Here is a 20,969-nt window from a genome sequence, read left to right as displayed (position 1 = left end):
TGTGAGCAGCGACGCGGTCCAACTCCAGGACCGGCCCGTGTACGGGTTCGGCCAGGTTGACCGCATCCTCGGTGTTCGCGCCGGCACGTCGCAGCGTTGGATCGACGGCTACCGCAGAGGCGGCAAGAGCTACCCGCCGGTCATCCGGCCGGAGCGCACCGGAGACGAGGCCGTCACCTGGGGCGAGTTCATCGAGGCTCGGCTGCTGGCCGAGTACCGCGAGGAGGGCGTCCCGCTGGTCAAGATGCGGCCGGCGGTGGAACGCCTTCGCGAGGAGCTGGGCACCCCGTATCCGTTGGCCTCGGCGAAGACCTGGCTGGCGGTCGAGGGGCGCGAACTGGTGCGCCGCGTCGAGGAGACCGTCGGCCTGCACCGGCGGCTGCGCCTGGTGGTGGTGCGCAATGACCAGCAGATGCTGGCCTGGTCGCCGCAGGCCCAGGAATTCGCCGACTCGCTGAACTGGGAGGAGGTCGGCAGCGGCCGTTCCAAGCGCACCGTGGTGACCAGCCTGAGTCCCGACCCGGCGATTCACAGCGTCGTGGTCAATCCACTGCAGCGTTTCGGTGAGCCCGCCACCGGCGGGGTTCCGACGGAGGTGATCCGCGAGCTGTACGTCGCCGGGGATCCGATCGAGATGATCGCCGAACTCTACGAGTTGCCCCAAGGACTCGTCGAGGACGCGGTCCGCTACGAGCTCAAGACCGCCGGGGCGTACGCGGCCTTGGCCGGATGATCCAGGACCGACGAAAAGATGGCCCCGGTTGCCAGCCGCCTCCGCTTCTACGTCGATGAGAGCGCTGCCGGCCTCGGGTTGGCGCTGGCCGCCGCCCGCAAGGACACCGTCCCGGTGGGGCACTCGCTGATCCCCGAATGCCCGCGCGGCGCGCTCGACACCGAGTGGATCCCGGAGGTCGCCAGACGTGGCCTCGTCGTCATCGCCCGGGACAAAAAGCTGCGCACCAAGCCGGTTGAGATCCGGACCCTCTGGGAGCACGGACTGCGGGTGTTCAACATCGGCGGCAAAAGAGACATGTCGACATGGGACTGGTTGGTCCGGGTGGTGCGGCACTGGCCGCAGATGGAACAGATCGTCGCTGACCGCCCGGCGGGTCCGTGGATCTACATGCTCAATGAAAAGGCGATCGTCGAATTCACGCCGCAGGACATCAACTAACTGCCCGGGGAATCGGGTCCCCGCGCTTGGAACTCGCGACCGTCGAGTCCTTCTCACAGCACATCCGATGCGATCGCTTCGGCGTCCTTGACCCGGAGCCTGCCGGACATCAGGAGCGGGAGGAGTTCGTCCCGGGTGCGAGCGAGCTTCAGGTTCTCTATTTCAGCCGCGAGCGCGGCTGACCACAACGCACCCATCGCAGGATCCAGCGTTTCAATTGAGCCGGTCGTTGGAATTTTTACGGGCTCATCTAGATGACGACGCTGAATGTGACCCATCGTTGTCGCTTTATCGCTGGCGATGGCCTTGAATTCAGCCAATTTGGACCGGATAGCCTGGTTCAACAGCCAGATCGGGAATCCTGACTTTGGAATCACCTTGAAGATGTGCTGATTTACAATCCCCTCCGGCCGAAACCAGCGGGCAACTGTCAACGATCCCGACCACGCAAACAGCAGATCACCGGGGCGGACGACGTACTCGTCGGCAACCTCGATATCGTTGCGCACAGTGGAGGGACCAATTCCCGAATTTAGTTCAGCAATACGGACTACGACCCTGCCAGTGCCGCTAGCAGATTTAGTAAAAGGTCTCCCGTTCACAAACTGCGCCAACTCCGACAAAGGTAGCGATCGCCCGTCCACTACCGACCGAGTCCACAGCGATCCAGCAAGTTCATCCGCATCGCGAGAAACGCGCTCATTGGCGGCGATCTTGCCGTCGAGGGCACCTAACGCGCCCGCAATAGCGCGCTGAGTGTATACATCGGGAAGGTTCACGGACACGCTGCGCAGATCCCTAAGACTGATGTATGGTGCCATATCGCTGCTATTTGACCGATAGGAAGCCTGACGTAAAAATTCCGGAGATTTCAACCAATAGGCGAGATACCGCGCGTCAATTACCTCAGGATCTAGAACTCGAAAAAAACACAACTGTGGACTATAGACAACCTGCTCTGCCAACTCCGGAAATAGTGCGACCCGCCCAATAGTGCCCTTGGTACTGAGGAGCACATCACCGGGCGCACTCAGCTTCGAACCGATCTGTCGTCGAAACTCCTTGCGGACAAAATCGTCACCTGAGGTGGAGACACACCAGTCTCCGACGTCGGCCACCCGGAGAATCCGAAACCCCGGCTGACCGAGTTCGGAACGCTTCGTCCGATAACCGTCGCTCATTTCCAATGGACCATTGTCACTGAGCTCACCGAGCGTGTAATCACCCATCGACTCGCTCCAACTGCTCGCGCACCACGGCTTCCGCCCGGGCTGACTCCTCGAACGCCGACAGCAGTTCCTTCTTCAATCGGGCGATCTTCTCGTCGATCGGCTCACCGTCGTCCTCGACCTCCGGCGCCCCGACGTAACGGCCGGGAGTGAGCGCATACCCAGCGGCGGCGATCTCGGGCAACGGCACCGACTTGCAGAATCCCGGAACGTCCTCGTACACAACACCCTTGGCGGCGGCCGAGGCCGAGCCCCGCCAGGCGTGGTAGGTGTCACCGATCTTGACGATGTCCTCATCCGAGAGTGCCCGTTCGGCCCGGTCGACCATGTAGCCCATCTCCCGGGCATCGATGAACAGCACCTGCCCCGACCGGTCGACCGAACCCTGCTCCCCGATCCCCTTGTCCTTGGCGAAGAACCACACGCACACCGGGATCCCGGTCGAGCGGAACAGCTGGGTGGGCAGCGCCAGCATGCAGGACACCAGATCGGCCTCCACGATCTGCGCGCGTATGTCGCCCTCACCGCCGGTGTTCGACGACATCGATCCGTTGGCCATCACCACACCGGCCTTACCGCCGGGCGCCAGTTTGGAAAGGATGTGCTGGATCCAGGCGTAGTTGGCGTTGTTGGCCGGGGGCACGCCGTAGCGCCAGCGCGGATCCTCGGTGTTGCGGCGCCAGTCCTTGATGTTGAACGGCGGATTGGCCAGCACGTAGTCCATGTTCACGCCCGGATGCTGATCGCGGGCGAAGGTGTCGCCCCAGCGGGCACCGAGCCCCGAGTTGTCGATGCCGTGGATGGCCAGATTCATTTTCGCTAGCCGCCAGGTCTCCTCGATCGACTCCTGGCCATAGACGACAACGTCTTTCGGGTCACCGTCATGTTCGTAGATGAACTTCTCGGTCTGTACGAACATGCCGCCCGAGCCACAGCACGGGTCATATACCCGTCCCTTAGTGGGCTCGAGGACCTCGACAAGGGTCTTGACCACGCTCGGCGGAGTGAAGAACTCCCCGCCCCGCTTGCCTTCGGCGCGGGCGAAGTTGCCCAGGAAGTACTCGTACACCTCGCCCATCAAGTCGCGGGCCCGGTGTTCTCCCTGGCGGGAGAACCGGGCGCTGTTGAACAGGTCGATCAGCTCACCGAGGCGACGCTGATCGATGTTGTCCCGGTTGTAGATTCGCGGCAACGTGCCGTCCAGCTGCGGGTTCGCCTTCATCACCACGGCCATCGCCTCGTCGATCAGCTGCCCGACCGTCTTGCCACCGAGGCCCTTGGCATGATCGGCGAGGAAGCTCCACCGGGCGCGTTCGGGGACGACGAACACCCCGTAGCCCTGGTACTCCTCCGGGTCGTCGATGAGATCCTCGATCTGCTCGGCGTCCATGCCGTCGGCGGCGAGTTCCGCGCGAATCGCCTCGCGGCGTTCGGCATAGGCGTCGGAGACGTACTTGAGGAAAACCAGCCCCAGGATCACGTCCTTGTACTGGCTGGCCGACAGCGACCCGCGCAGCTTGTCCGCGGCCTTCCACAGCGTGTCCTTGAGTTCCTTCATCGTTGACGGCACGGCAGCGGCGTCGGCCTTTTTACGCGGTGGCATCGGGGTTCCTTCGGGTTGCGGCGCCGGCATCTCCGGCGTCGAGGGTCAGGGCTCCGGCGGAGACGCCGTCGATCAGGGCATTGGCCAACTCCCCGGCCGCCTCGAGGCGCTCGCAGAGTTCGTCGCGGTAATGATCAAGATCTTCCAGTACGGCCTCCAGCCGTGTGGCCTCGGCCGGCTCGACGTTCGGCACCGTCCACGATCTCCACTCGGTGCCGCGGCCTCGAGTGTTGATGGCCTCGGCCAGCAGTCGTGGGCCGAGTCCGGCCGCCGGTGCCGGCCGCAGGATCAAGGCTGGGGAGGCGACCATCGCACCACCGGTGCGGTCCACCCACGCCCAAGGCTCGGGACGTTCACAGATCACCACATCTCCGGGCTGGGTACGCGTGGAGCGGGGATAGTGCCGCTCGGCATCGATCGGATCGAGCCGGAGCCGGTCGCGCCCCGGCTGCAGCACTTCGACCGAACCCTCGGCGCTGTGATGGTCTGGGTTGATCCGGGTGCCGCGTTTCACCACCAGGCGTTTGGCGTCGACCAACTCGGCCAGTGAGTGCTGCACGAGCCGCACGTGCCCCGGCGCTGCCGATACAAGAACGTCAAGCACCGGGACCGGCGCGCTGGTGACGAGCGTCGCCCGGTGCACGTGATCAACATGCGTGTCGGTGTCGAGCAATCGCATGGTGGTGGCTCGTACACCGCGCGGAACAACGGTGCGACCCGCGACGATCGTCGAGAGGTCGATGCGGCGCAGATACCGGAAAGACCGCTCCTCGGTCTGTGCCAACGCGGCCGCCACGTCGGCGGCAACGTCGCCGGGTGCCAACGCAGGCTCGCCCGCCAGGTCGCCCACCCAGGGCCGGTCCTCGTTCGCGCCGCCCAGGCAGACCCACAGCGCCAGACTCTGCCGGTGCGCCTCACGCCAGAGTCCGCGCGGCATCCGCAGCGCCGCGACGACGTTACGCACCCGCAGCACCTCGGCCCGCCTGTTCTGCAATGGCCCCGCCAGCGCATCGGTCAGGGCCTCGGCCGGCCCTAGCACGACGGCAATGTGGCCGGGTGGAAGCTCGAGAACAGCGTCGTCGGCCCGATCGAGCACCTCGCCGGGGGCCAATCCGATGGTCGAGAGGAAGGAGACCGTCGCGGTGCCGTGGCGGTCCGACAGGGGGATGTCGCACAGCAACGCGCGTCGCACCAGGGACCGGTCGGCGGTGGTGACCGAGACACCGTCGATCGAAGCGACTTCGAGGGCGGCCGCTCCACCCTGAACGCGCAGCGTGACCGAGTCCGGCCCCTGATGAACAGCTGCGGCGCCGACGACCTGAGCCAGCAGTTCGATCGCCTCGGGGGTCAGGTCTCGGTCACCTCGGCGCCGGGTGAGCCTGCCGCGCTCCAGGCGGGCCAGCGCATCGGAGGGGCCGAACGATGCGCCCAGCAAGGCGTCCACGTAGTCCAGCACCGCATCGGGAACGCGCAGTTGGGTCAGTTCGTGGAGCAGTACCGCGTCCTCGGGGTCCACCGCAGCACCACGTTTGACGCGGTAGGCGTGCGAAGTCCCCGCCAGGTCCTCGCCGGTGAGCACATGCCAGACCAGCAACGTGACGATGTCCTCCAGCTCGGCGCCCTCCGGAACCGCCAGAGCGGGCGCGTCGGCCACCACCTCGGCGTTGTTGCCTCGGCCCGTGCGCTCCAACCAGTCGACGATCTCGTCGCGAGCGAACATCGAGATCCCGCCGGCGGTCTCGCACGGTTCAGGGAACGGCATCGACACGCCCCTGACCGTGGGGCGCCTGCGCCACATGCTGACGACGGGGCGCTGCACGCCGGCCAAATCGGCCACGTCCTGCAACGTCAGTGTGTTCACGTCCACCCCCTCCTGTCCCTCGTGAACATAGATCACTGCGGATCAGATAACCATAGATAAGACTGATAAGTCCCCTTATCAGTTCAGACCATTGTTAGTTCTCATCTCAGATGTGAATCTCGTGCCAACCCGCCGTCACGCGGCGGCACGAGAAACGAGGAGAAAACCCATCGGCGAGGCCGCCGCACAGACCACCGCCGTGGATTCCGCGGACGGTGCCGTCGCCTGACGAGGGGCGGGCGACGGATCGAACTGCACCGGGGACACCGGCCCACGGCCAGGACCCCGGTGCAGCGCCACACACCACACCGAGGAATAGATGATGACGGACCGCGCACGCAACGTGGGGTTGCGACGGCATCGTGGGAACCGGTGCGCCGACAAAACCGCCACAATGCGGGGATGTCCCACCCCACACAAGCTCGTCTGGGACAGCCAAGTCAGCGCCCTGGAGTCGCTGCAATACAGCCACCACGTCGGGCGCAGCCATCGCCCGGTGCGGGCCTATCTGTGTCCCTGCGGCCGATGGCACCTGACCTCAATCCCGAAGGGCGAGGCCCCGGCGGGTTGATGATCCGAGGGGGCTATGCCGCCTCCACCGCGTCGCCGAAACCCGGCGTGTTCGCCAGGCGTGTCAACGGCAAGACGGGCAATGGCAGATCGGGTCCGGTCCCCCAAGCGCCGCATACAGCGCGTCAATAATCCTGTCGATCACCGGCGGTCGGCCGCCAGATCGGCCAGGATCGAGTCCGTCGTGGCGCCGGGTGCGTCACTGGCCGCCCGGAGGCCGGCCATCACCGCCCAGGCGCGACGCCGAAGCACCTTGTAGGGGTCTTCGGGGATATCCCGGATCGGGATGGTCGCCATCGCCCCAATCTACCGCTGTAGCACCACAGCGCCGGCCGCTTCGCCGAACCCCACGCCCCTACAGCGCCGCCCGCAGCGCCGCGGCCAGGTCACCGCGCCGGCCCACGTCGACCCGCGACGGCCCCAGCCACCCGGCCATCGTCACCAGTTCGGCGGCCAGCGCCGGGGCCACCCGTCCGGGGTCGCGGCCGTCCTCCAGGAAGGCCCCGGGAACCTGCAGCGCGCCGGTGGCCCGGTCCGCCTTGAGGTCCACTCGCGCGACGAGTTCGCCGTCGAGCAGCAGTGGCCACACGTAGTAGCCGAACTCGCGTTTGGCGGCCGGGGTGTAGATCTCGATGCGGTACCGGAAGCCGAACAGTCGCTGCACCCGGGGCCGGAAGAAGATCAGCGGGTCGAACGGGCACAGCAGCGCGGTGCCGCGGTCGGCGCGCGGAATCGGTTGCCCGGCAGCCAGATACCCCGGGCTGCCGGCGATGCTCACCGGTTCCAGATCGCCGGAGCCGACCAGCGCCGCCAGTGCGGGGCGGACCTGCGCGGCCGACAGCCGAAAATAGTCGCGGATGTCGGCGGCGGTGCCCACCCCCAGCGCGGTCGCCGCCCGCAGGGTCAGCTCGCGAATCGCCTCGTCGTCGTCGACGCGGCGCGCCAGCACCTCCGCGGGCAGCACCCGGGCGGCCAGGTCGTAGTGCCGGGCGAAGCCCGAGCGGGTTGCCGTGGCCAGCGTCCCGGCCGACCACAGTGCCTCGGCCACCCATTTGGTGTCGCTGCGGCCCCACCACGGCCCCGTCGCGCCGCGCGGCTGGGCGGCGACCGCGGCCTCGATCTGCCCGGCGGTGCTGGGCCCGAGCTCGGCGACCGCGGCCAGGATGTCCTCGGCCAGCGCCCGGTTGCGCCGGACGATCTCGGTGCCCCAGCGGCCGTGGGTGTATTCGCGCATCCGCCACGCCAGTAGCGGCCAGTCGGCGACCGACACCAGCGCCGCCTCGTGCGCCCAGTATTCGACCAGCAGCCGCGGCGCCCGGGCGGTGTCCGACCAGGCCGCGCGGTCCAGCAGTGTCCGGTCGTAGGGGCCCAGCCTGCTGTACACCGGCGCGTAGTGCGCCCGGACCGCCACTGACACCGAATCCAGTTGCAGCAGCTGGATTCTGGAGATCAGCCGGCGCAGGTGCGCGCGGGTGACCACGCCCCGGGGCGGCGCCTGGTGAAATCCCTGCGCGGCGACGGCGACCCGCCGGGCCTGGGCGAGAGTGAGCGTGGCCACCCGTGCATCGTCTCGCAGCCCGCCGACAGCACCTCAGCCGGTGTCACCGCGGGAACCGGCGAGCCGCCGTTTCACCTGCGGTAGGTGCAGAACCGGTAGCGCAGCCCGCCCGCGCCGGTCAGCCAGGGGCCGGCCGTGCGGTCCCAGGCGTCGTCGAGCACCGGGGCCAGCGCGTCGTCGGGGCGGGCGGCCAACTCGACGTCGATCTCGGTGACCTCGCACACCGCCGCATGCGGCAGCGCCAGGGCGTAGACCTGCGCGCCGCCGATCACCCAGCCGTCCAGGTCCGCGGGCAGTTCGGTGAGCACCTCGGCGCCCTCGGCCCGGTAGGCCCGGTCGCGGGTCAGCACCAGGTTGCGCCGGCCCGGCAGCGGCCGGAACCGCGGTGGCAGCGACTCCCAGGTCGCCCGGCCCATCAGCACCGGTTGCCCCAGGGTCAGCGCCTTGAAGTGCGCCATGTCCTCGGGCAGCTGCCAGGGGATGTCGCCGTCGCGGCCGATCACCCCGGACACCGACTGCGCCCAGATCAGCGACAGTGTCATCGGATCGGGCTCACACCGCCACCGGCGCCTTGATCGCCGGGTGCGGGTCGTAGCCGACGATCTCGATGTCCTCGAAGGTGTAGTCGAAGATCGAATCACGGGGCGCCAGAACCAGTTTCGGATAGGGGCGCGGATCGCGGGACAGCTGCTCGGTGACCTGCTCGACGTGGTTGTCGTAGATGTGGCAGTCCCCGCCGGTCCAGATGAACTCCCCCACCCCCAGGCCGGCCTGCGCGGCCATCATGTGGGTCAGCAGCGCGTAACTGGCGATGTTGAACGGCACCCCGAGGAACAGGTCGGCGCTGCGCTGATACAGCTGGCAGGACAGCTTGCCGTCGGCGACGTAGAACTGGAAGAACGCGTGGCACGGCGGCAGCGCCATCTGCGGGATCTCCCCCACATTCCAGGCCGAGACGATGTTGCGCCGGGAATCGGGGTCCGACCGCAGCAGCGCCAGCGCGTTGGAGATCTGGTCGATGTGCTCACCCGAGGGGGTCGGCCAGCTGCGCCACTGCACGCCATAGACCGGCCCCAGGTCCCCGTCGGGCCCGGCCCACTCGTTCCAGATGGTGACGCCGCGGTCCTGCAGCCAGCGCACGTTGGAGTCCCCGCGCAGGAACCACAGCAGCTCGTAGAGCACCGACTTGGTGTGCACCTTCTTGGTGGTGATCAGCGGGAATCCGGCGGCCAGGTCGTAGCGCAGCTGGTGGCCGAAGACGCTGCGGGTTCCGGTCCCGGTGCGGTCGGCCTTCGGGGTGCCCCGCTCCAGCACCAGCCGCAGCAGATCCTCGTAGGGGGTCGCGATGGCCGCAGAGACTGACACGACGGCCAGCCTACTTCGCTATAACAGAACCATGCCGATCAGCACCGACACCGTGCCCACCGTCGACGGCGACTGCCGGATCACCCTGGCCACCCCCGAGGTCGGCGGCCCGTGGCCGGGGGTCGTCATGTATCCCGACGCCGGGGGCCCGCGCCCGGTGTTCGACGAGATGGCGGCCCGGCTGGCCGGCCTGGGCTACGCGGTGCTGGTGCCCGACATCTACTACCGCGAGCCCGGCTGGGCACCGTTCGACCTGGGCACCGCGTTCGCCGACCCGGACGAGCGGACCCGGCTGTTCGCCATGATGGCCGCGGTCACCCCGGACCGGATGGCCACCGACGCCGCCGCGTTCTTCGACTTTCTGCAGGCCCGGCCCGACGTCGTCGGGACCCGGTTCGGCACCACCGGGTACTGCATGGGCGGACGGACGTCGTTCACGGTGGCCGGGCTGCTGCCCGACCGGGTCGCCGCGGCGATGTCGTTCCACGGCGGCGGGCTGGTCACCGACGCCGCCGACAGCCCGCACCTGCGGGCCCGGCAGATCCGGGCCGTGGTCTACGTCGGGGCCGCCGAGAACGACGCGTCGTTCACCGCCGAGGACGGCGCCACCCTGCGCGCGGCGCTCAGCGACGCCGGCGTCGACCACACCGTGGAGTTCTATCCCGCCGCGCACGGCTTCGCGGTGCGCGACATGCCCACCGTCTATGACGAGGCGGCCGCGGCGCGGCACTGGGCGGCGATGGAGCGGACGTTCGGGGCGACGCTGGGCTGATCAGCGGCGCCGGGCTGAACAACCGCGCTTTCCGACCCGGGTGGCGACCGCCGGGTGCCGATAGGCAACGATTAGGGCGTGTACGACCAGCCCTTCACCGACGACTCCACCGAGGCCGGCTTCCGGCTCGACCCGGTTCTGGCCCGCAGCTGGCTGCTGGTCAACGGCTCTCATCACGATCGGTTCGAGGCCGCCTCGCGGTCGCACGCCGACGTGGTGGTGCTCGACATCGAGGACGCCGTCGCGCCCAAGGACAAGAATGCCGCCCGGGAGCACGTGCTGGGCTGGCTGGCCGACGGGCACCAGGACTGGGTGCGGATCAACGGGTTCGGCACCCAGTGGTGGGCCGGGGACTGCGAGATGCTGGCCGGCACCGGCATCGGCGGGGTGATGCTGGCGATGGTCGAATCCGTCGACCACGTCACCGAGACCGCGCGGATGCTGCCCGGGGTGCCGATCGTGGCGCTGGTGGAGACCGCCCGCGGACTGGAGCGCATCACCGAGATCGCGGCCACCAAGGGCACCTTCCGGCTGGCGTTCGGCATCGGCGATTTCCGCCGGGACACCGGTTTCGGCGACAACCCGGCCACCCTGGCCTACGCCCGGTCCCGGTTCACCATCGCCGCCCGCGCCGCGCACCTGCCCTCCGCGATCGACGGCCCCACGGTCAGCTCCAGCGCGCTGAAGCTGTCCGAGGCGGCGGCGGTGTCCGCGGAGTTCGGCATGACCGGCAAGATCTGCCTGACCCCGGACCAGTGCGCACCGGTCAACGCCGGACTGTCGCCGTCCCAGGACGAGATCGCCTGGGCCAAGGAGTTCTTCGCCGAGTTCACCCGTGACGGCGGGGAGATCCGCAACGGGTCGGACCTGCCGCGGATCGCCCGCGCCACCAAGATCCTCGATCTGGCCCGGGCCTACGGCATCGAGGTCAGTGAATTCGGTTACGACGAGCGCGGGCACCGCCCGGCCCCGTCGGACACCTACCACTACTGAAGGGCGCGCCCGGTCAGACGTGCCGGTCCCGTCCGGCCAGCGCCCCGCTGACCAACTGGACCGAGTACACCGCCAGCACCATCAGCCAGGGCACCGTCCACCCTCCGGTGACGCCGTGCAGCACACCGAACAGCAGCGGGCCCAACCCGGCGAACAGGTAGCCGATGCCCTGCGCCATCCCGGACAGCGACGCGGTGGTTTCGGCGTCGCGGGCGCGCAGGGCGATCACCGCCAGCGCCATCGAGAACGCGCTCAGCCCGAATCCGACCAGCAGGCTCCACAGCACCGGGGCCGCCGCCGGTGCGACCAGCAGCCCGATCATCCCGGCGATCCCGGTCAGGCCCATCGCGATGATCCAGCCGCTCTGACTGCGCCGGTGCGCGGCCAGCGGCACGATGAACAGGCTGACCGGGACGGCGAGCACCGAGATCAGCCCGACCAGCATGCCGGCGCTGCGCTGGTCGATCCCGTTGTCGATGAAGACCTCGGGCAGCCAACCGAAGACCACGTAGGCGATGAAGGACTGGCAACCGAAGAACACCGTCACCGTCCAGGCCATCCGGTTGCGCAGCAGCCCCCGGATCCCGGGTCCGCGCGCCGCCTCGGCCAGCCGGATGCCGTCGATCCGGCCGGCGGCGAGCAGCCAGAACAGCCAGGCCAGCGCGGCCAGCACCGTCCAGGACGCCAGCGCCGGTCGCCAGCCGCCCAGCGCGTCGGCCAGGAACGGCGTCGCCGCCGACCCGAGGGCGCCGCCCCCCTGCAGCGCCGCCGAGTAGATCCCGGTCAGCACGCCGATCCGGGTCGGAAACGACCCCTTGATCACCACCGGGATCAGCACGTTGGCCAGCGCGATGGCGGCGCAGGCCGCCAGGGTTCCGGCCAGCATCACCGTCGGCCCGCCGAGCGCCCGGACCGCGGTGCCGACGGTGAGCACCGCGAGCGCGGCACCGATGGTGCGGCCCAGGCCCCACCGGCGGGCCAGCAGCGGCGCGGTCAGCCCGGCGACGGAGAAGCACAGCACCGGCAGCATGGTCAGCACCCCGGCCCAGATGGCCGAAACACCCAGGTCCGTGCGGATGTCGCCGAGCACCGGCCCGACGCTGTTGACCACCGGGCGCATGTTCAGCGCGGCCAGCACCACCGCGGTGACCACCAGCGCGCCGCCGGCGGCCATCGCCGCCGGTGGGAGTTCTATCGCGCCGTCGAGTTCACGTTCGCGGTCCTGCTCGGTAGCCACCCGGACATGGTGTCACCGACGGGCCCGGTTCCTCGAACCGCGCTGGTCACTCCTCCGCCCGATTCAGCCAGGACCTGCGCACGCCCCGGACCGCCAGATAGCCGGACAGCAGCGCCAGTCCGACCAGCGCGACGAACAGCGGAACCCAATGCCCGCGGTCGTGGTCGACGTTCCACCACACGATGGCGAAGGCCAGCGTGCACAGGAAGGTGATGATGTCGCGGGCATTGCCCTTGTAGGACAGCGCGAACTCGCGCAGTTCGCGGGCGCGCTCCACCCCGGCCACCAGCTCGTCGATACGGGTGTCGATGCTTTTCTGCAGGGCGGCGCGACGCTCGACCTGGTCGGCGGGCAGCAGCTCCAGCAGTTCCATGTCAGCCTTGATCGCCGCCCGCACGTCGGGCCCGCCCTTGGCACTGCCGGCGAACAGTGCCAGCAGAACGCCGCCGAGGATCGGCGCGCTACCCATTGCGATGTCCGCGATGGCCACCATCGGAGGTCTCCTGCCGTCGAGCGATGATTGGAGGCGAATCCTACCGGGACACCGGTGCGCTGCTGATAGCGTGTCGGCCGTGAAACAGGGAGGTCAGACGCAGTCCGGGTCGACGCAGGCCCGGCCGCTGACGGCCCGGCCGCTGCTGTCCGAGGTGCTGCGCCACGATGTGCCCGCGTCGCTGGTGGTGTTCCTGGTCGCGCTGCCGCTGTCGCTGGGCATCGCCTACGCCTCCGAGGCGCCGCTGATGGCGGGGCTGATCGCCGCGGTGATCGGCGGCGTGGTCGCCGGGGTGATCGGCGGCTCCCCGATGCAGGTCACCGGGCCGGCGGCGGGCCTGGTGGTGGTCGTCGCCGGCATGATCGCCCAGTTCGGCTGGGCGATGACGTGCGTCATCACCGCCTGCGCCGGAGTCCTGCAGGTCATCTTCGGCATCAGCCGGATCGCCCGGGCCGCGCTCGCGGTGGCGCCGGTGGTGGTGCACGCCATGCTGGCCGGGATCGGCATCACCATCGCGCTGCAGCAGATCCACGTCCTGCTCGGCGGGGAACCGCGCAGCTCGGCCTGGGAGAACCTGGTGGCGCTGCCCCCAGCCGTCGCGCACATCCACGTCCTGGATGCCGCGATCGGTGCGCTGGTGATCGTGCTGCTGGTGCTCTGGCCGCGGATGCCGGCCAGACTCCGGATCATTCCGGGGCCGATGGTCGCCATCGTCGCCGGCACCGCGGTGGCGCTGGCGCTGACGCTGCCGATCGATCGGATCGCCCTGTCCGGCAGCCTGTTCGACGCCATCGGCCTGCCCGCGGTGCCCGGCACCACCCCCGGCGGGGCGCCCTGGCACACCCAATACGCCGCCATCGCGCTCGGCGTGCTCACCGTCGCGTTGATCGCCAGCGTGGAGTCGCTGCTGTCGGCGGTCGGGGTGGACAAGCTGCACGCCGGACCGCGCAGCAACTTCGACCGCGAACTGATCGGACAGGGCAGCGCGAACATCCTCTCGGGCGCTCTCGGCGGCCTGCCGGTGACCGGGGTCATCATCCGCGGTTCGGCCAACGTCGCCGCCGGCGCGATCACCCGGTGGTCGGCGGTGCTGCACGGGCTGTGGATCCTGCTGTTCGCCACGCTGCTGCCGAACCTGGTGGAGCTGATCCCCCAGGCCGCGCTGGCCGGCCTGCTGATCGTCGTCGGGATGCAGCTGGTGAAGCTGGCCCACATGCGGTTGGCCCGGCGAACCGGCGACTTCGTGGTGTACCTGGCGACCATGCTCGGCGTGGTGTTCCTGAACCTGCTCGAGGGGGTCGGAATCGGGCTGGGCATTTCCATCGCCCTGCTGCTGTGGCGGGTGACGCGGGTGCAGATGCAGGTTCGGGCGGCTCAGCCCGACGGCGACGCGCCGAACTGGACGGTGGAGCTCGACGGCACGCTGAGCTTCCTGTCGCTGCCCCGGCTGTCCAAGCAGCTCGCCCAGATCCCACCGCGGGCGCGGGTCACCTTCACCCTGAACGCCGACTACATCGACCACGCGATCTCCGAGGCGATCGCCGACTTCCGCCGTGCCCATGAGGCCACCGGCGGCACGGTGATGGTGATCGAGTCCACCCACGCCAAGCTGCACCAGGCGCACGCGGCACCACCGCAGCGCCACTTCATGTCCCGGGCGCTGGGCTTTGCGCCCTGGCGGTCCTGGCTGCCGTGGGAGGGGCACGACGGCGGGTCGGTGCTCGACGGCATCGGCGAGTACAACCAGCGGGCGGCGACGGCGCTGCACCCGGTGATCCGGGACACCGCGACCACCAAGAATCCCGACGCGCTGTTTTTGACCTGCACCGATTCCCGGGTGATGCCCAACGTGATCACCGCCAGCGGGCCCGGTGACCTGTTCACCGTCCGCAATGTCGGCAACCTGGTCCACCCCGACGACGACTCCCTTTCCGCGGCACTGGATTTCGCGGTGAACTCGCTGAATGTGAGTTCGGTTGTGGTGTGCGGGCATTCGGCCTGCGCGGCGATCCACGAACTGCTGAAACTGCCCGCCGACGCACCGACGCCGGTGACCCGTTGGCTCGATCACGGACGCGAGAGCCTGCGCTGCTACCGGGGCGAGCATCCCGCGCAGATCGACGCCGCGGCCCGCGGATTCGCCGACGAGGACCAGCTGGGTGTGGTCAACGTCGCGGTGCAGGTGGCCCGGCTGCGCAGCCATCCGCTGCTGGCCGGCGCGTTGGCGGCCGGGCGCATCGAGGTGATCGGCGCGTATTTCGACGTGTCGACCGCGTACGTGTACGAGGTCGACATCGAGGGCATCACCGAACGCCGGCTGTCCGGGCCGGCGCACTGAACCCGGACCGGCTAGGCCATCAGCGACGCCGCGACCGTCGCCCCCAGGTTCCAGCACGCCTCCAGGTCGGCCTTCGCCGGCTTGCCGGACACGATGACGTGCTCGGTGACCTTGGCCCAGCCCAGCCCGGCGGTGATGCCGTCGAGCGCCCGCACCGCGCCCTCGGCGCCCTCGTTGCCGTGCAGCCAGGCCCCGAACGGCCGGCCCCGGGAGGAGTCCAGCAGCGGGTAGTAGCCGAGGTCGAACGCGTGCTTGACCGCACCGGACAGGTAGCCGAGGTTTACCGGGGACCCGATCAGGTAGCCGTCGGCGGCCAGCATCTCGGTCGGCGAGACGGTCAGCGCCGGTCGGCGCAGCACCTGCACGCCCTCGATCTCCGGATCACTCGCCCCGGCCAGCACCGCCTCGAACATCTCCTGGCAGTGCGGCGACGGGGTGTGGTGGACGATCAGCAGGGTGGCGCTCACCGCTGCTCCTGCAGTTCGACGGCGCGGCGCATCGCCTCGCGCGCCCGGCTGCGGTCCCCGGCGTAGTCGTAGGCCCGGGCCACCCGGTACCAGCGCATCCAGTTGCCCGGGTCGGCGTCCAGTTCGGCGCGCACCGTCTCGAAGAGTTCATCGGCCGCGGCGCGTTCGATCCGTCCGCTGGCCCGCCGCGGCAGCGACTCGACGTCGAGCTCCATGCCCGCTTCGCCGGCCAGCCGGGCCAGCCGCTGGTGCGCCAGGCCGGCCCGCAGGGTGGCCACCGTCGCCCACAGCCCGATCAGCGGCATGATCAGCACCGCGATGCCCAGGCCCACCGCGGCGGCGCGGCCGTCGGCGATCATCGCCACGGCCATCTTGCCCAGGGTGGCGAAGTAGAACAGCAGGGCGATGCAGAAGAACCCGATGAGCAGCTGGGTGCGCAGTGTTTTCACGGTCGGCTCGCGGCGGTTTCCGGGTTATTGCAGATCGAGCAGCGGTTCGATGCCGATGGTCAGGCCGGGCCGGTCGCCGACCCCGCGCACGCCCAGCAGCACCCCCGGCACGAAGGAGGTGCGGTCCAGGCTGTCGTGCCGGATAGTCAGCGTCTCGCCCTGGGTGCCGAACAGCACCTCCTGGTGCGCGACCAGCCCGGCCACCCGCACCGAGTGCACCGGCACCCCGTCGACGTCGGCGCCGCGCGCCCCCGGCAGCCCGGTGCTGGTGGCATCGGGGTTGGGCGGCAGCCCTTTTCGGGCCGCAGCGATCAGCTGCGCGGTCCGGGTCGCGGTGCCCGACGGGGCGTCGGCCTTGTGCGGGTGGTGCAGTTCGACGACCTCGACGGACTCGAAGTAGGGGGCGGCCTTGGCGGCGAAGTGCATGCACAGCACCGCCCCGATGGCGAAGTTCGGGGCGATCAGCACGCCCACCCCGGGGCGCTCGGCCAGCCAGCCGGCGACGGTGTCCAGCCGCTGCGCGGTGAAGCCGGTGGTGCCCACGACGGCGTGAATCCCGTTCTCGATCAGGAACTTCAGGTTGTCCATCACCACGTCGGGATGGGTGAAGTCGATGACCACCTCGGTGCCGCCGTCGGTCAGCAGGCTCAGCGGATCGTCGGCGTCGACGGCCGCCGACAGCTCCAGGTCCGGGGCGGCCCGCACCGCCTCGACCATCGTCGTTCCGACCTTGCCCTTGGCGCCCACAACCGCTACCCGCATCCTGTCAGCCTAACCGGCGCACCGCGGGCAAGACTGGCAGCTCCGGCCCCCTGGCTCCTATGCTCGGATGCCGTGATGCTCGACGATGACGGCACGGCACCCGCCTCGCACTGGTCTCCCCGAGAGATCGAGTTGCTGAGCACCACCGTGGAGTTGCTGCGACAGAACGGCTACGACGGGCTCACCGTGGACGCGGTGGCGTCGGCCGCGCGGGCCAGCAAGGCCACCGTGTACCGGCGCTGGCCGTCGAAGTCCGAGCTGGTCTCGGCGGCCTTCGCCGAAGCCGTCCGGCCCGGTCCGGCGCCCGCCCCGACCGGTTCGCTGCGCGATGACCTGATCCAGCTGGGCGATCTGATCTGCCAGAACGCCGGCGCCCACATGGCCACCATCCGCGCCGTGCTGGTCGAGGTGTCCCGAAATCCCGGGCTCAACCAGGAACTGCAGCGGCACTTCGTCGACCAGCGCCGGGCGCTGATGCACCAGATCCTGCAGCGCGCGGTGGAGCGCGGCGAGATCGCCGCCGACGCCGTACACGACGAGCTGTGGGACCTGCTGCCGGGATACCTGGCGTTCCGTTTCCTGATCCCGGGTGATCCGCCCACCGCGCAGACGGTGCGGGCGCTGGTGGACGACATCATCGTGCCCAGCCTGCTGCCCCGGGCGCAGTGAGCCCGGCCGCGCCGCCGGCGGTACCCGCACATCCTTGTTTAGTACGGTTCCGTACCGTACCGTGTGTTGCGTCTCACTCCGCACCCCCGCACCCGCAAGGAGCCCCTCCCCGTGAGGTCGATCAGCCGCGTACTCGCCGGTCACTGGATGCTGCTGGTCACCGTGGTGGTGGTCGCGGTCGCCGGGTTCACCGTGCACCGACTGCACGCGCTGTCCGAACGGCACACCGCGGCCGCCGCCCCGGCGCCGCCCGAAGACATCCGGCCGTTCAACCCCAAGCACGTGGTGCTGGAGGTCTTCGGTGCCCCCGGCGCGGTGGCGACCATCAACTACCTCGACGCCGACGCCACCGTCGCGCAGGTCCGGGATGCACCGCTGCCCTGGTCGCACCTGATCACCTCGACCGCGCCGGCGGTGCTGGCGAACCTGGTCGCCCAGGGCGACGGCGACGTCATCGGCTGCCGGATCACCGTCAACGGCGTCGTCAAGGATGAGCGGACGGTCAGCAAGGTCAGTGCGTACACCTACTGCCTGGACAAGGCCGCATGACCGCCACCGAGACGACCCCGACCCGGGCATCGCGGGCGATCCACCGGATGGCGGTGCCGATCCTGCTGTTCTGGGTGGCGCTGGCGGCGCTCACCAACCTCACCCAGCCGCGGCTGGAGGTGGTGGCCCACGAACACAACGTGACCATGAGCCCGTCCGACGCGCCGTCGCTGCGGGCGATGAAACGCATCGGCGAGGTGTTCGGCGAATTCGATTCCGACAGCGCCGCGATGATCGTCCTGGAGGGCGGCGAACCGCTCGGCGACGCCGCCCGCGACTACTACCGCACCCTGGTTCGGCAGCTGTCCGCCGACACCCGCCACGTCCAGCACGTCCAGGACTTCTGGGGCGATCCGCTGACCGCCGCCGGGGTGCAGAGCAGCGACGGCCTGGCCACCTACCTGCAGGTGTATCTGGCCGGCGATCAGGGCCAGGCGCTGTCCAGCGAATCGGTGGACGCCGTCCGCGACCTGGTCGCGAACCTGCCGGCCCCCGAGGGCCTCGACGTCTACGTCACCGGCCCGGCACCGCTGCTGACCGACCAGTTCGGGGTCGGCACCAAGGGCACCGTCAAGGTCACCCTGATCACGCTGCTGGTGATCGCGACAATGCTGCTGATCGTCTACCGCTCGGTGGGCACCGTGATCCTGGTGCTGCTGACGGTACTGCTCCAGCTGCTGGCCGCCCGCGGCGTCATCGCACTGCTCGCCGACGCGGGGATCATCGGCCTGTCGGTGTACGCCACCAACCTGCTGACCCTGCTGGTCATCGCGGCGGGCACCGACTATTCGATCTTCTTCCTCGGCCGCTACCAGGAGGCCCGCGACGCCGGGCAGGACCGGTCCGCGGCCTTTCACACCATGTACCGCGGCACCGCGCACGTCATCCTCGGCTCCGGGCTGACCATCGCCGGCGCGGTCGCCTGCCTCAACTTCACCCGGCTGCCCTACTTCCACAGCCTGGGCGTGCCGGTCACCACCGCCATCCTGGTCGCGCTGGCCGCCGCCCTGACCATGACCCCCGCCGTCATCGTGCTGGCCGGCCGGCTCGGCGTCGGCGACCCCAAACGCGCGCTGCGCACCCGCGGCTGGCGGCGGATCGGCACCGCGATCGTCCGCTGGCCCGGCCCGATCCTCACCGTGACCGGCGCGCTGGCCCTGATCGGCCTGCTCGCGCTGTCGGGCTACCGCACCGACTACGACATCGGCGGCTACATCCCGGCGACCGCCCCGGCCAACATCGGCTACGCGGCCGCCGAACGGCACTTCTCCCCCGCCCGGCTCAACCCCGATCTGCTGCTCATCGAGTCCGACCACGACATGCGCAACCCGGCCGACATGCTGGTCCTGGACCGGATCGCCCGGGCGATCTTCCATCAGCCCGGGATCGCCCGGGTGCAGACCATCACCCGGCCGCTGGGCACCCCGATCGAGCACGCCTCCCTGCCGTTCCAGGCCAGCATGCAGAACACCGGCCAGGTGATGAACCTGAGCTACCAGCGGGACCGGGCCGCCGACCTGCTCCGGCAGGCCGACGAGCTGGGCAAGTCCATCGCGGTGCTCAAGCAGCAGTACACGCTGCAGCAGCAACTCGCCGACACCACCCGCAATCAGGCCGGTCAGCTGAACAAGACCGCCGCCACCGCGGGCGATCTGCGCGACAAGATCGCCGACCTCGACGACTTCCTGCGACCGATCCGCAACTATTTCTACTGGGAGCCGCACTGCGCCACCATCCCGGCGTGCGCCGCGGTGCGGTCGATGTTCGACGCCCTGGACAACGTCGACCGGCTCAGCGGCCAGTTGAGCGACGTCGGGCAGACCCTGGACACCCTGGCCGCGCTGCAACCCCAGCTGGTGGCGCTGATCCCCCAGCAGATCGCCAGCCAAGAAGCCAATCGCAAGCTGGTGCTGAACAACTACGCCACCATGTCCGGCATCAACGACCAGGCGACGGCAATGACCGACAACGCGACCGCGATGGGCCGGGCCTTCGACGCCGCCCGCATCGACGACTTCTTCTACCTGCCGCCGGAAGCCTTTGACAATCCCGATTTCCGGCGCGGCCTGGCGATGTTCCTGTCCGCCGACGGCCACGCCGCCCGGATGATCATCACCCGCGAGCACGACCCCGCCACACCGGAGGCGATCGCGCAGGTCGAGCCGATCAAGGACGCGGCCCGCGAGGCGATCAAGGGCACCAGCCTGCACGGCGCGACCATCGCGCTGGCCGGCACCGCCGCGAGTTACCAGGACATCGAGATCGGTGCGGGCTATGACCTGCTGATCGCCGCGGTCTCCGCGCTCAGCCTGATCCTGCTGATCATGATGTTCGTGACCCGCTCGCTGGTGGCCGCGCTGGTCATCGTCGGCACGGTGGCGCTGTCGCTGGGCGCATCGTTCGGCCTGTCGGTGCTGGTCTGGCAGCACCTGTTCGGGGTGCCGCTGTACTGGATCGTGCTGCCGCTGGCGATCATCGTGCTGCTGGGGGTGGGCTCGGATTACAACCTGCTGCTGATCTCCCGGCTGCGGGAGGAGATCTCCGCCGGGGTGAACACCGGGATCATCCGCGCGATGGCCGGCTCGGGGTCGGTGGTGACCGCCGCGGGCCTGGTGTTCGCGGCCACCATGTCCTCGTTCGTGTTCAGCGAGCTGCGGGTGCTCGGCCAGATCGGCACCACCATTGGACTCGGCCTGCTGTTCGACACCCTCATCGTGCGGGCGTTCATGACGCCGAGCATCGCGGCCCTGCTCGGCCGCTGGTTCTGGTGGCCGCAACGGATCCGGCCCCGGCCCGCCAGCGTGATGCTGCGGCCCTACGGCTCCCGGCCGCTGGTGCGCAGATTCCTGCTGCCCGCGCCGGATCGCCAGTGACCGGCGC

At 69.4% G+C, this 20,969-nt stretch carries 20 protein-coding genes; 8 read left to right on the top strand and 12 right to left on the bottom strand.

Annotation, left to right across the window (positions count from 1 at the left end; translation table 11 throughout):
• Position 1: 1 nt before the first annotated feature.
• Together G6N10_RS01945 and G6N10_RS01940 are read left to right on the top strand one after the other, a co-directional pair.
• On the top strand, positions 2 to 733 hold the full coding sequence (locus tag G6N10_RS01945) for a hypothetical protein (RefSeq protein WP_085094390.1): 732 nt from the start codon (positions 2 to 4) through the stop codon (positions 731 to 733).
• Positions 734 to 751: 18 nt separating this feature from the next.
• Complete coding sequence (locus G6N10_RS01940) at positions 752 to 1,174, top strand: PIN-like domain-containing protein (RefSeq protein WP_085094392.1); 423 nt, start codon at positions 752 to 754, stop codon at positions 1,172 to 1,174.
• Positions 1,175 to 1,227: 53 nt separating this feature from the next.
• On the opposite strand, the gene G6N10_RS01935 is transcribed toward G6N10_RS01940, so the two are convergent.
• The 7 genes from G6N10_RS01935 to G6N10_RS01910 all read right to left on the bottom strand — a co-directional run bounded on the left by G6N10_RS01935 (position 1,228) and on the right by G6N10_RS01910 (position 9,360).
• Positions 1,228 to 2,403 (bottom strand): restriction endonuclease subunit S, encoded by a 1,176-nt coding sequence (locus G6N10_RS01935; RefSeq protein WP_085094393.1) that lies wholly within the window; start codon positions 2,401 to 2,403, stop codon positions 1,228 to 1,230.
• On the bottom strand, positions 2,396 to 4,006 hold the full coding sequence (locus tag G6N10_RS01930) for a class I SAM-dependent DNA methyltransferase (RefSeq protein ID WP_085094395.1): 1,611 nt from the start codon (positions 4,004 to 4,006) through the stop codon (positions 2,396 to 2,398). The genes G6N10_RS01935 and G6N10_RS01930 overlap by 8 nt, the downstream gene beginning before the upstream one ends.
• Positions 3,993 to 5,867, bottom strand: a complete 1,875-nt coding sequence (locus G6N10_RS01925) for a hypothetical protein (RefSeq protein WP_085094511.1) — start codon at positions 5,865 to 5,867, stop codon at positions 3,993 to 3,995. The genes G6N10_RS01930 and G6N10_RS01925 overlap by 14 nt, the downstream gene beginning before the upstream one ends.
• Before the next feature lie 711 nt (positions 5,868 to 6,578).
• Entirely contained in the window at positions 6,579 to 6,734 is a 156-nt protein-coding gene (locus G6N10_RS19995) for a hypothetical protein (protein WP_165757659.1), read from the bottom strand.
• A 58-nt stretch (positions 6,735 to 6,792) separates the two neighbouring features.
• Positions 6,793 to 7,995 (bottom strand): winged helix-turn-helix domain-containing protein, encoded by a 1,203-nt coding sequence (locus G6N10_RS01920; protein WP_085094397.1) that lies wholly within the window; start codon positions 7,993 to 7,995, stop codon positions 6,793 to 6,795.
• A gap of 71 nt (positions 7,996 to 8,066) precedes the next feature.
• Positions 8,067 to 8,537 (bottom strand): dihydrofolate reductase, encoded by a 471-nt coding sequence (locus G6N10_RS01915; RefSeq protein ID WP_109750446.1) that lies wholly within the window; start codon positions 8,535 to 8,537, stop codon positions 8,067 to 8,069.
• Positions 8,538 to 8,547: 10 nt separating this feature from the next.
• Positions 8,548 to 9,360, bottom strand: coding sequence for a thymidylate synthase (locus G6N10_RS01910; RefSeq protein WP_085094398.1), 813 nt, complete (start codon positions 9,358 to 9,360; stop codon positions 8,548 to 8,550).
• A 31-nt stretch (positions 9,361 to 9,391) separates the two neighbouring features.
• Between G6N10_RS01910 and G6N10_RS01905 the strand changes: the two genes are divergently transcribed.
• Together G6N10_RS01905 and G6N10_RS01900 are read left to right on the top strand one after the other, a co-directional pair.
• Positions 9,392 to 10,132 (top strand): dienelactone hydrolase family protein, encoded by a 741-nt coding sequence (locus tag G6N10_RS01905; protein WP_085094400.1) that lies wholly within the window; start codon positions 9,392 to 9,394, stop codon positions 10,130 to 10,132.
• Positions 10,133 to 10,210: 78 nt separating this feature from the next.
• Complete coding sequence (locus G6N10_RS01900) at positions 10,211 to 11,125, top strand: HpcH/HpaI aldolase/citrate lyase family protein (RefSeq protein WP_085094402.1); 915 nt, start codon at positions 10,211 to 10,213, stop codon at positions 11,123 to 11,125.
• 13 nt (positions 11,126 to 11,138) lie between these two features.
• On the opposite strand, the gene G6N10_RS01895 is transcribed toward G6N10_RS01900, so the two are convergent.
• The gene (locus G6N10_RS01895) at positions 11,139 to 12,299 is read right to left on the bottom strand and encodes a CynX/NimT family MFS transporter (RefSeq protein WP_085094404.1); all 1,161 of its coding nucleotides are present in this window, start codon (positions 12,297 to 12,299) and stop codon (positions 11,139 to 11,141) included.
• Between the two features lie 109 nt (positions 12,300 to 12,408).
• Positions 12,409 to 12,855 (bottom strand): hypothetical protein, encoded by a 447-nt coding sequence (locus G6N10_RS01890; RefSeq protein WP_085094515.1) that lies wholly within the window; start codon positions 12,853 to 12,855, stop codon positions 12,409 to 12,411.
• Between the two features lie 79 nt (positions 12,856 to 12,934).
• On the opposite strand from G6N10_RS01890, the gene G6N10_RS01885 reads away from it, so the two are divergent.
• Positions 12,935 to 15,193 carry a SulP family inorganic anion transporter gene (locus G6N10_RS01885; protein ID WP_407663962.1) on the top strand — a complete coding sequence of 753 codons (2,259 nt, stop codon included), beginning with the start codon at positions 12,935 to 12,937 and terminating at the stop codon, positions 15,191 to 15,193.
• 11 nt (positions 15,194 to 15,204) lie between these two features.
• Here the strand turns inward: G6N10_RS01885 and G6N10_RS01880 are convergent, their stop codons facing one another.
• Genes G6N10_RS01880 through dapB form a run of 3 tightly spaced genes read right to left on the bottom strand, consistent with a single transcriptional unit; the run spans position 15,205 to position 16,871 of the window.
• The gene (locus G6N10_RS01880; protein WP_085094408.1) at positions 15,205 to 15,660 is read right to left on the bottom strand and encodes a flavodoxin family protein; all 456 of its coding nucleotides are present in this window, start codon (positions 15,658 to 15,660) and stop codon (positions 15,205 to 15,207) included.
• A complete protein-coding gene (locus G6N10_RS01875) occupies positions 15,657 to 16,109 on the bottom strand; it encodes a hypothetical protein (RefSeq protein WP_085094410.1) in 453 nt (150 codons plus the stop codon). The genes G6N10_RS01880 and G6N10_RS01875 overlap by 4 nt, the downstream gene beginning before the upstream one ends.
• Before the next feature lie 24 nt (positions 16,110 to 16,133).
• Positions 16,134 to 16,871 carry a 4-hydroxy-tetrahydrodipicolinate reductase gene (gene dapB / locus G6N10_RS01870; protein ID WP_085094412.1) on the bottom strand — a complete coding sequence of 246 codons (738 nt, stop codon included), beginning with the start codon at positions 16,869 to 16,871 and terminating at the stop codon, positions 16,134 to 16,136.
• Positions 16,872 to 16,946: 75 nt separating this feature from the next.
• On the opposite strand from dapB, the gene G6N10_RS01865 reads away from it, so the two are divergent.
• From G6N10_RS01865 to G6N10_RS01855, 3 genes are all read left to right on the top strand, one after another.
• Entirely contained in the window at positions 16,947 to 17,540 is a 594-nt protein-coding gene (locus G6N10_RS01865) for a TetR/AcrR family transcriptional regulator (RefSeq protein WP_085094517.1), read from the top strand.
• Positions 17,541 to 17,660: 120 nt separating this feature from the next.
• Entirely contained in the window at positions 17,661 to 18,089 is a 429-nt protein-coding gene (locus tag G6N10_RS01860; RefSeq protein WP_407664013.1) for an MmpS family transport accessory protein, read from the top strand.
• Complete coding sequence (locus G6N10_RS01855; protein ID WP_085094417.1) at positions 18,086 to 20,962, top strand: MMPL/RND family transporter; 2,877 nt, start codon at positions 18,086 to 18,088, stop codon at positions 20,960 to 20,962. The genes G6N10_RS01860 and G6N10_RS01855 overlap by 4 nt, the downstream gene beginning before the upstream one ends.
• Positions 20,963 to 20,969 lie beyond the last annotated feature (7 nt).

Origin of the sequence: Mycolicibacterium fallax, from assembly GCF_010726955.1 — a bacterium.
Classification (GTDB): Bacteria; Actinomycetota; Actinomycetes; order Mycobacteriales; family Mycobacteriaceae; genus Mycobacterium; species Mycobacterium fallax.
This window is presented reverse-complemented; position numbering and strand designations above follow the sequence as displayed.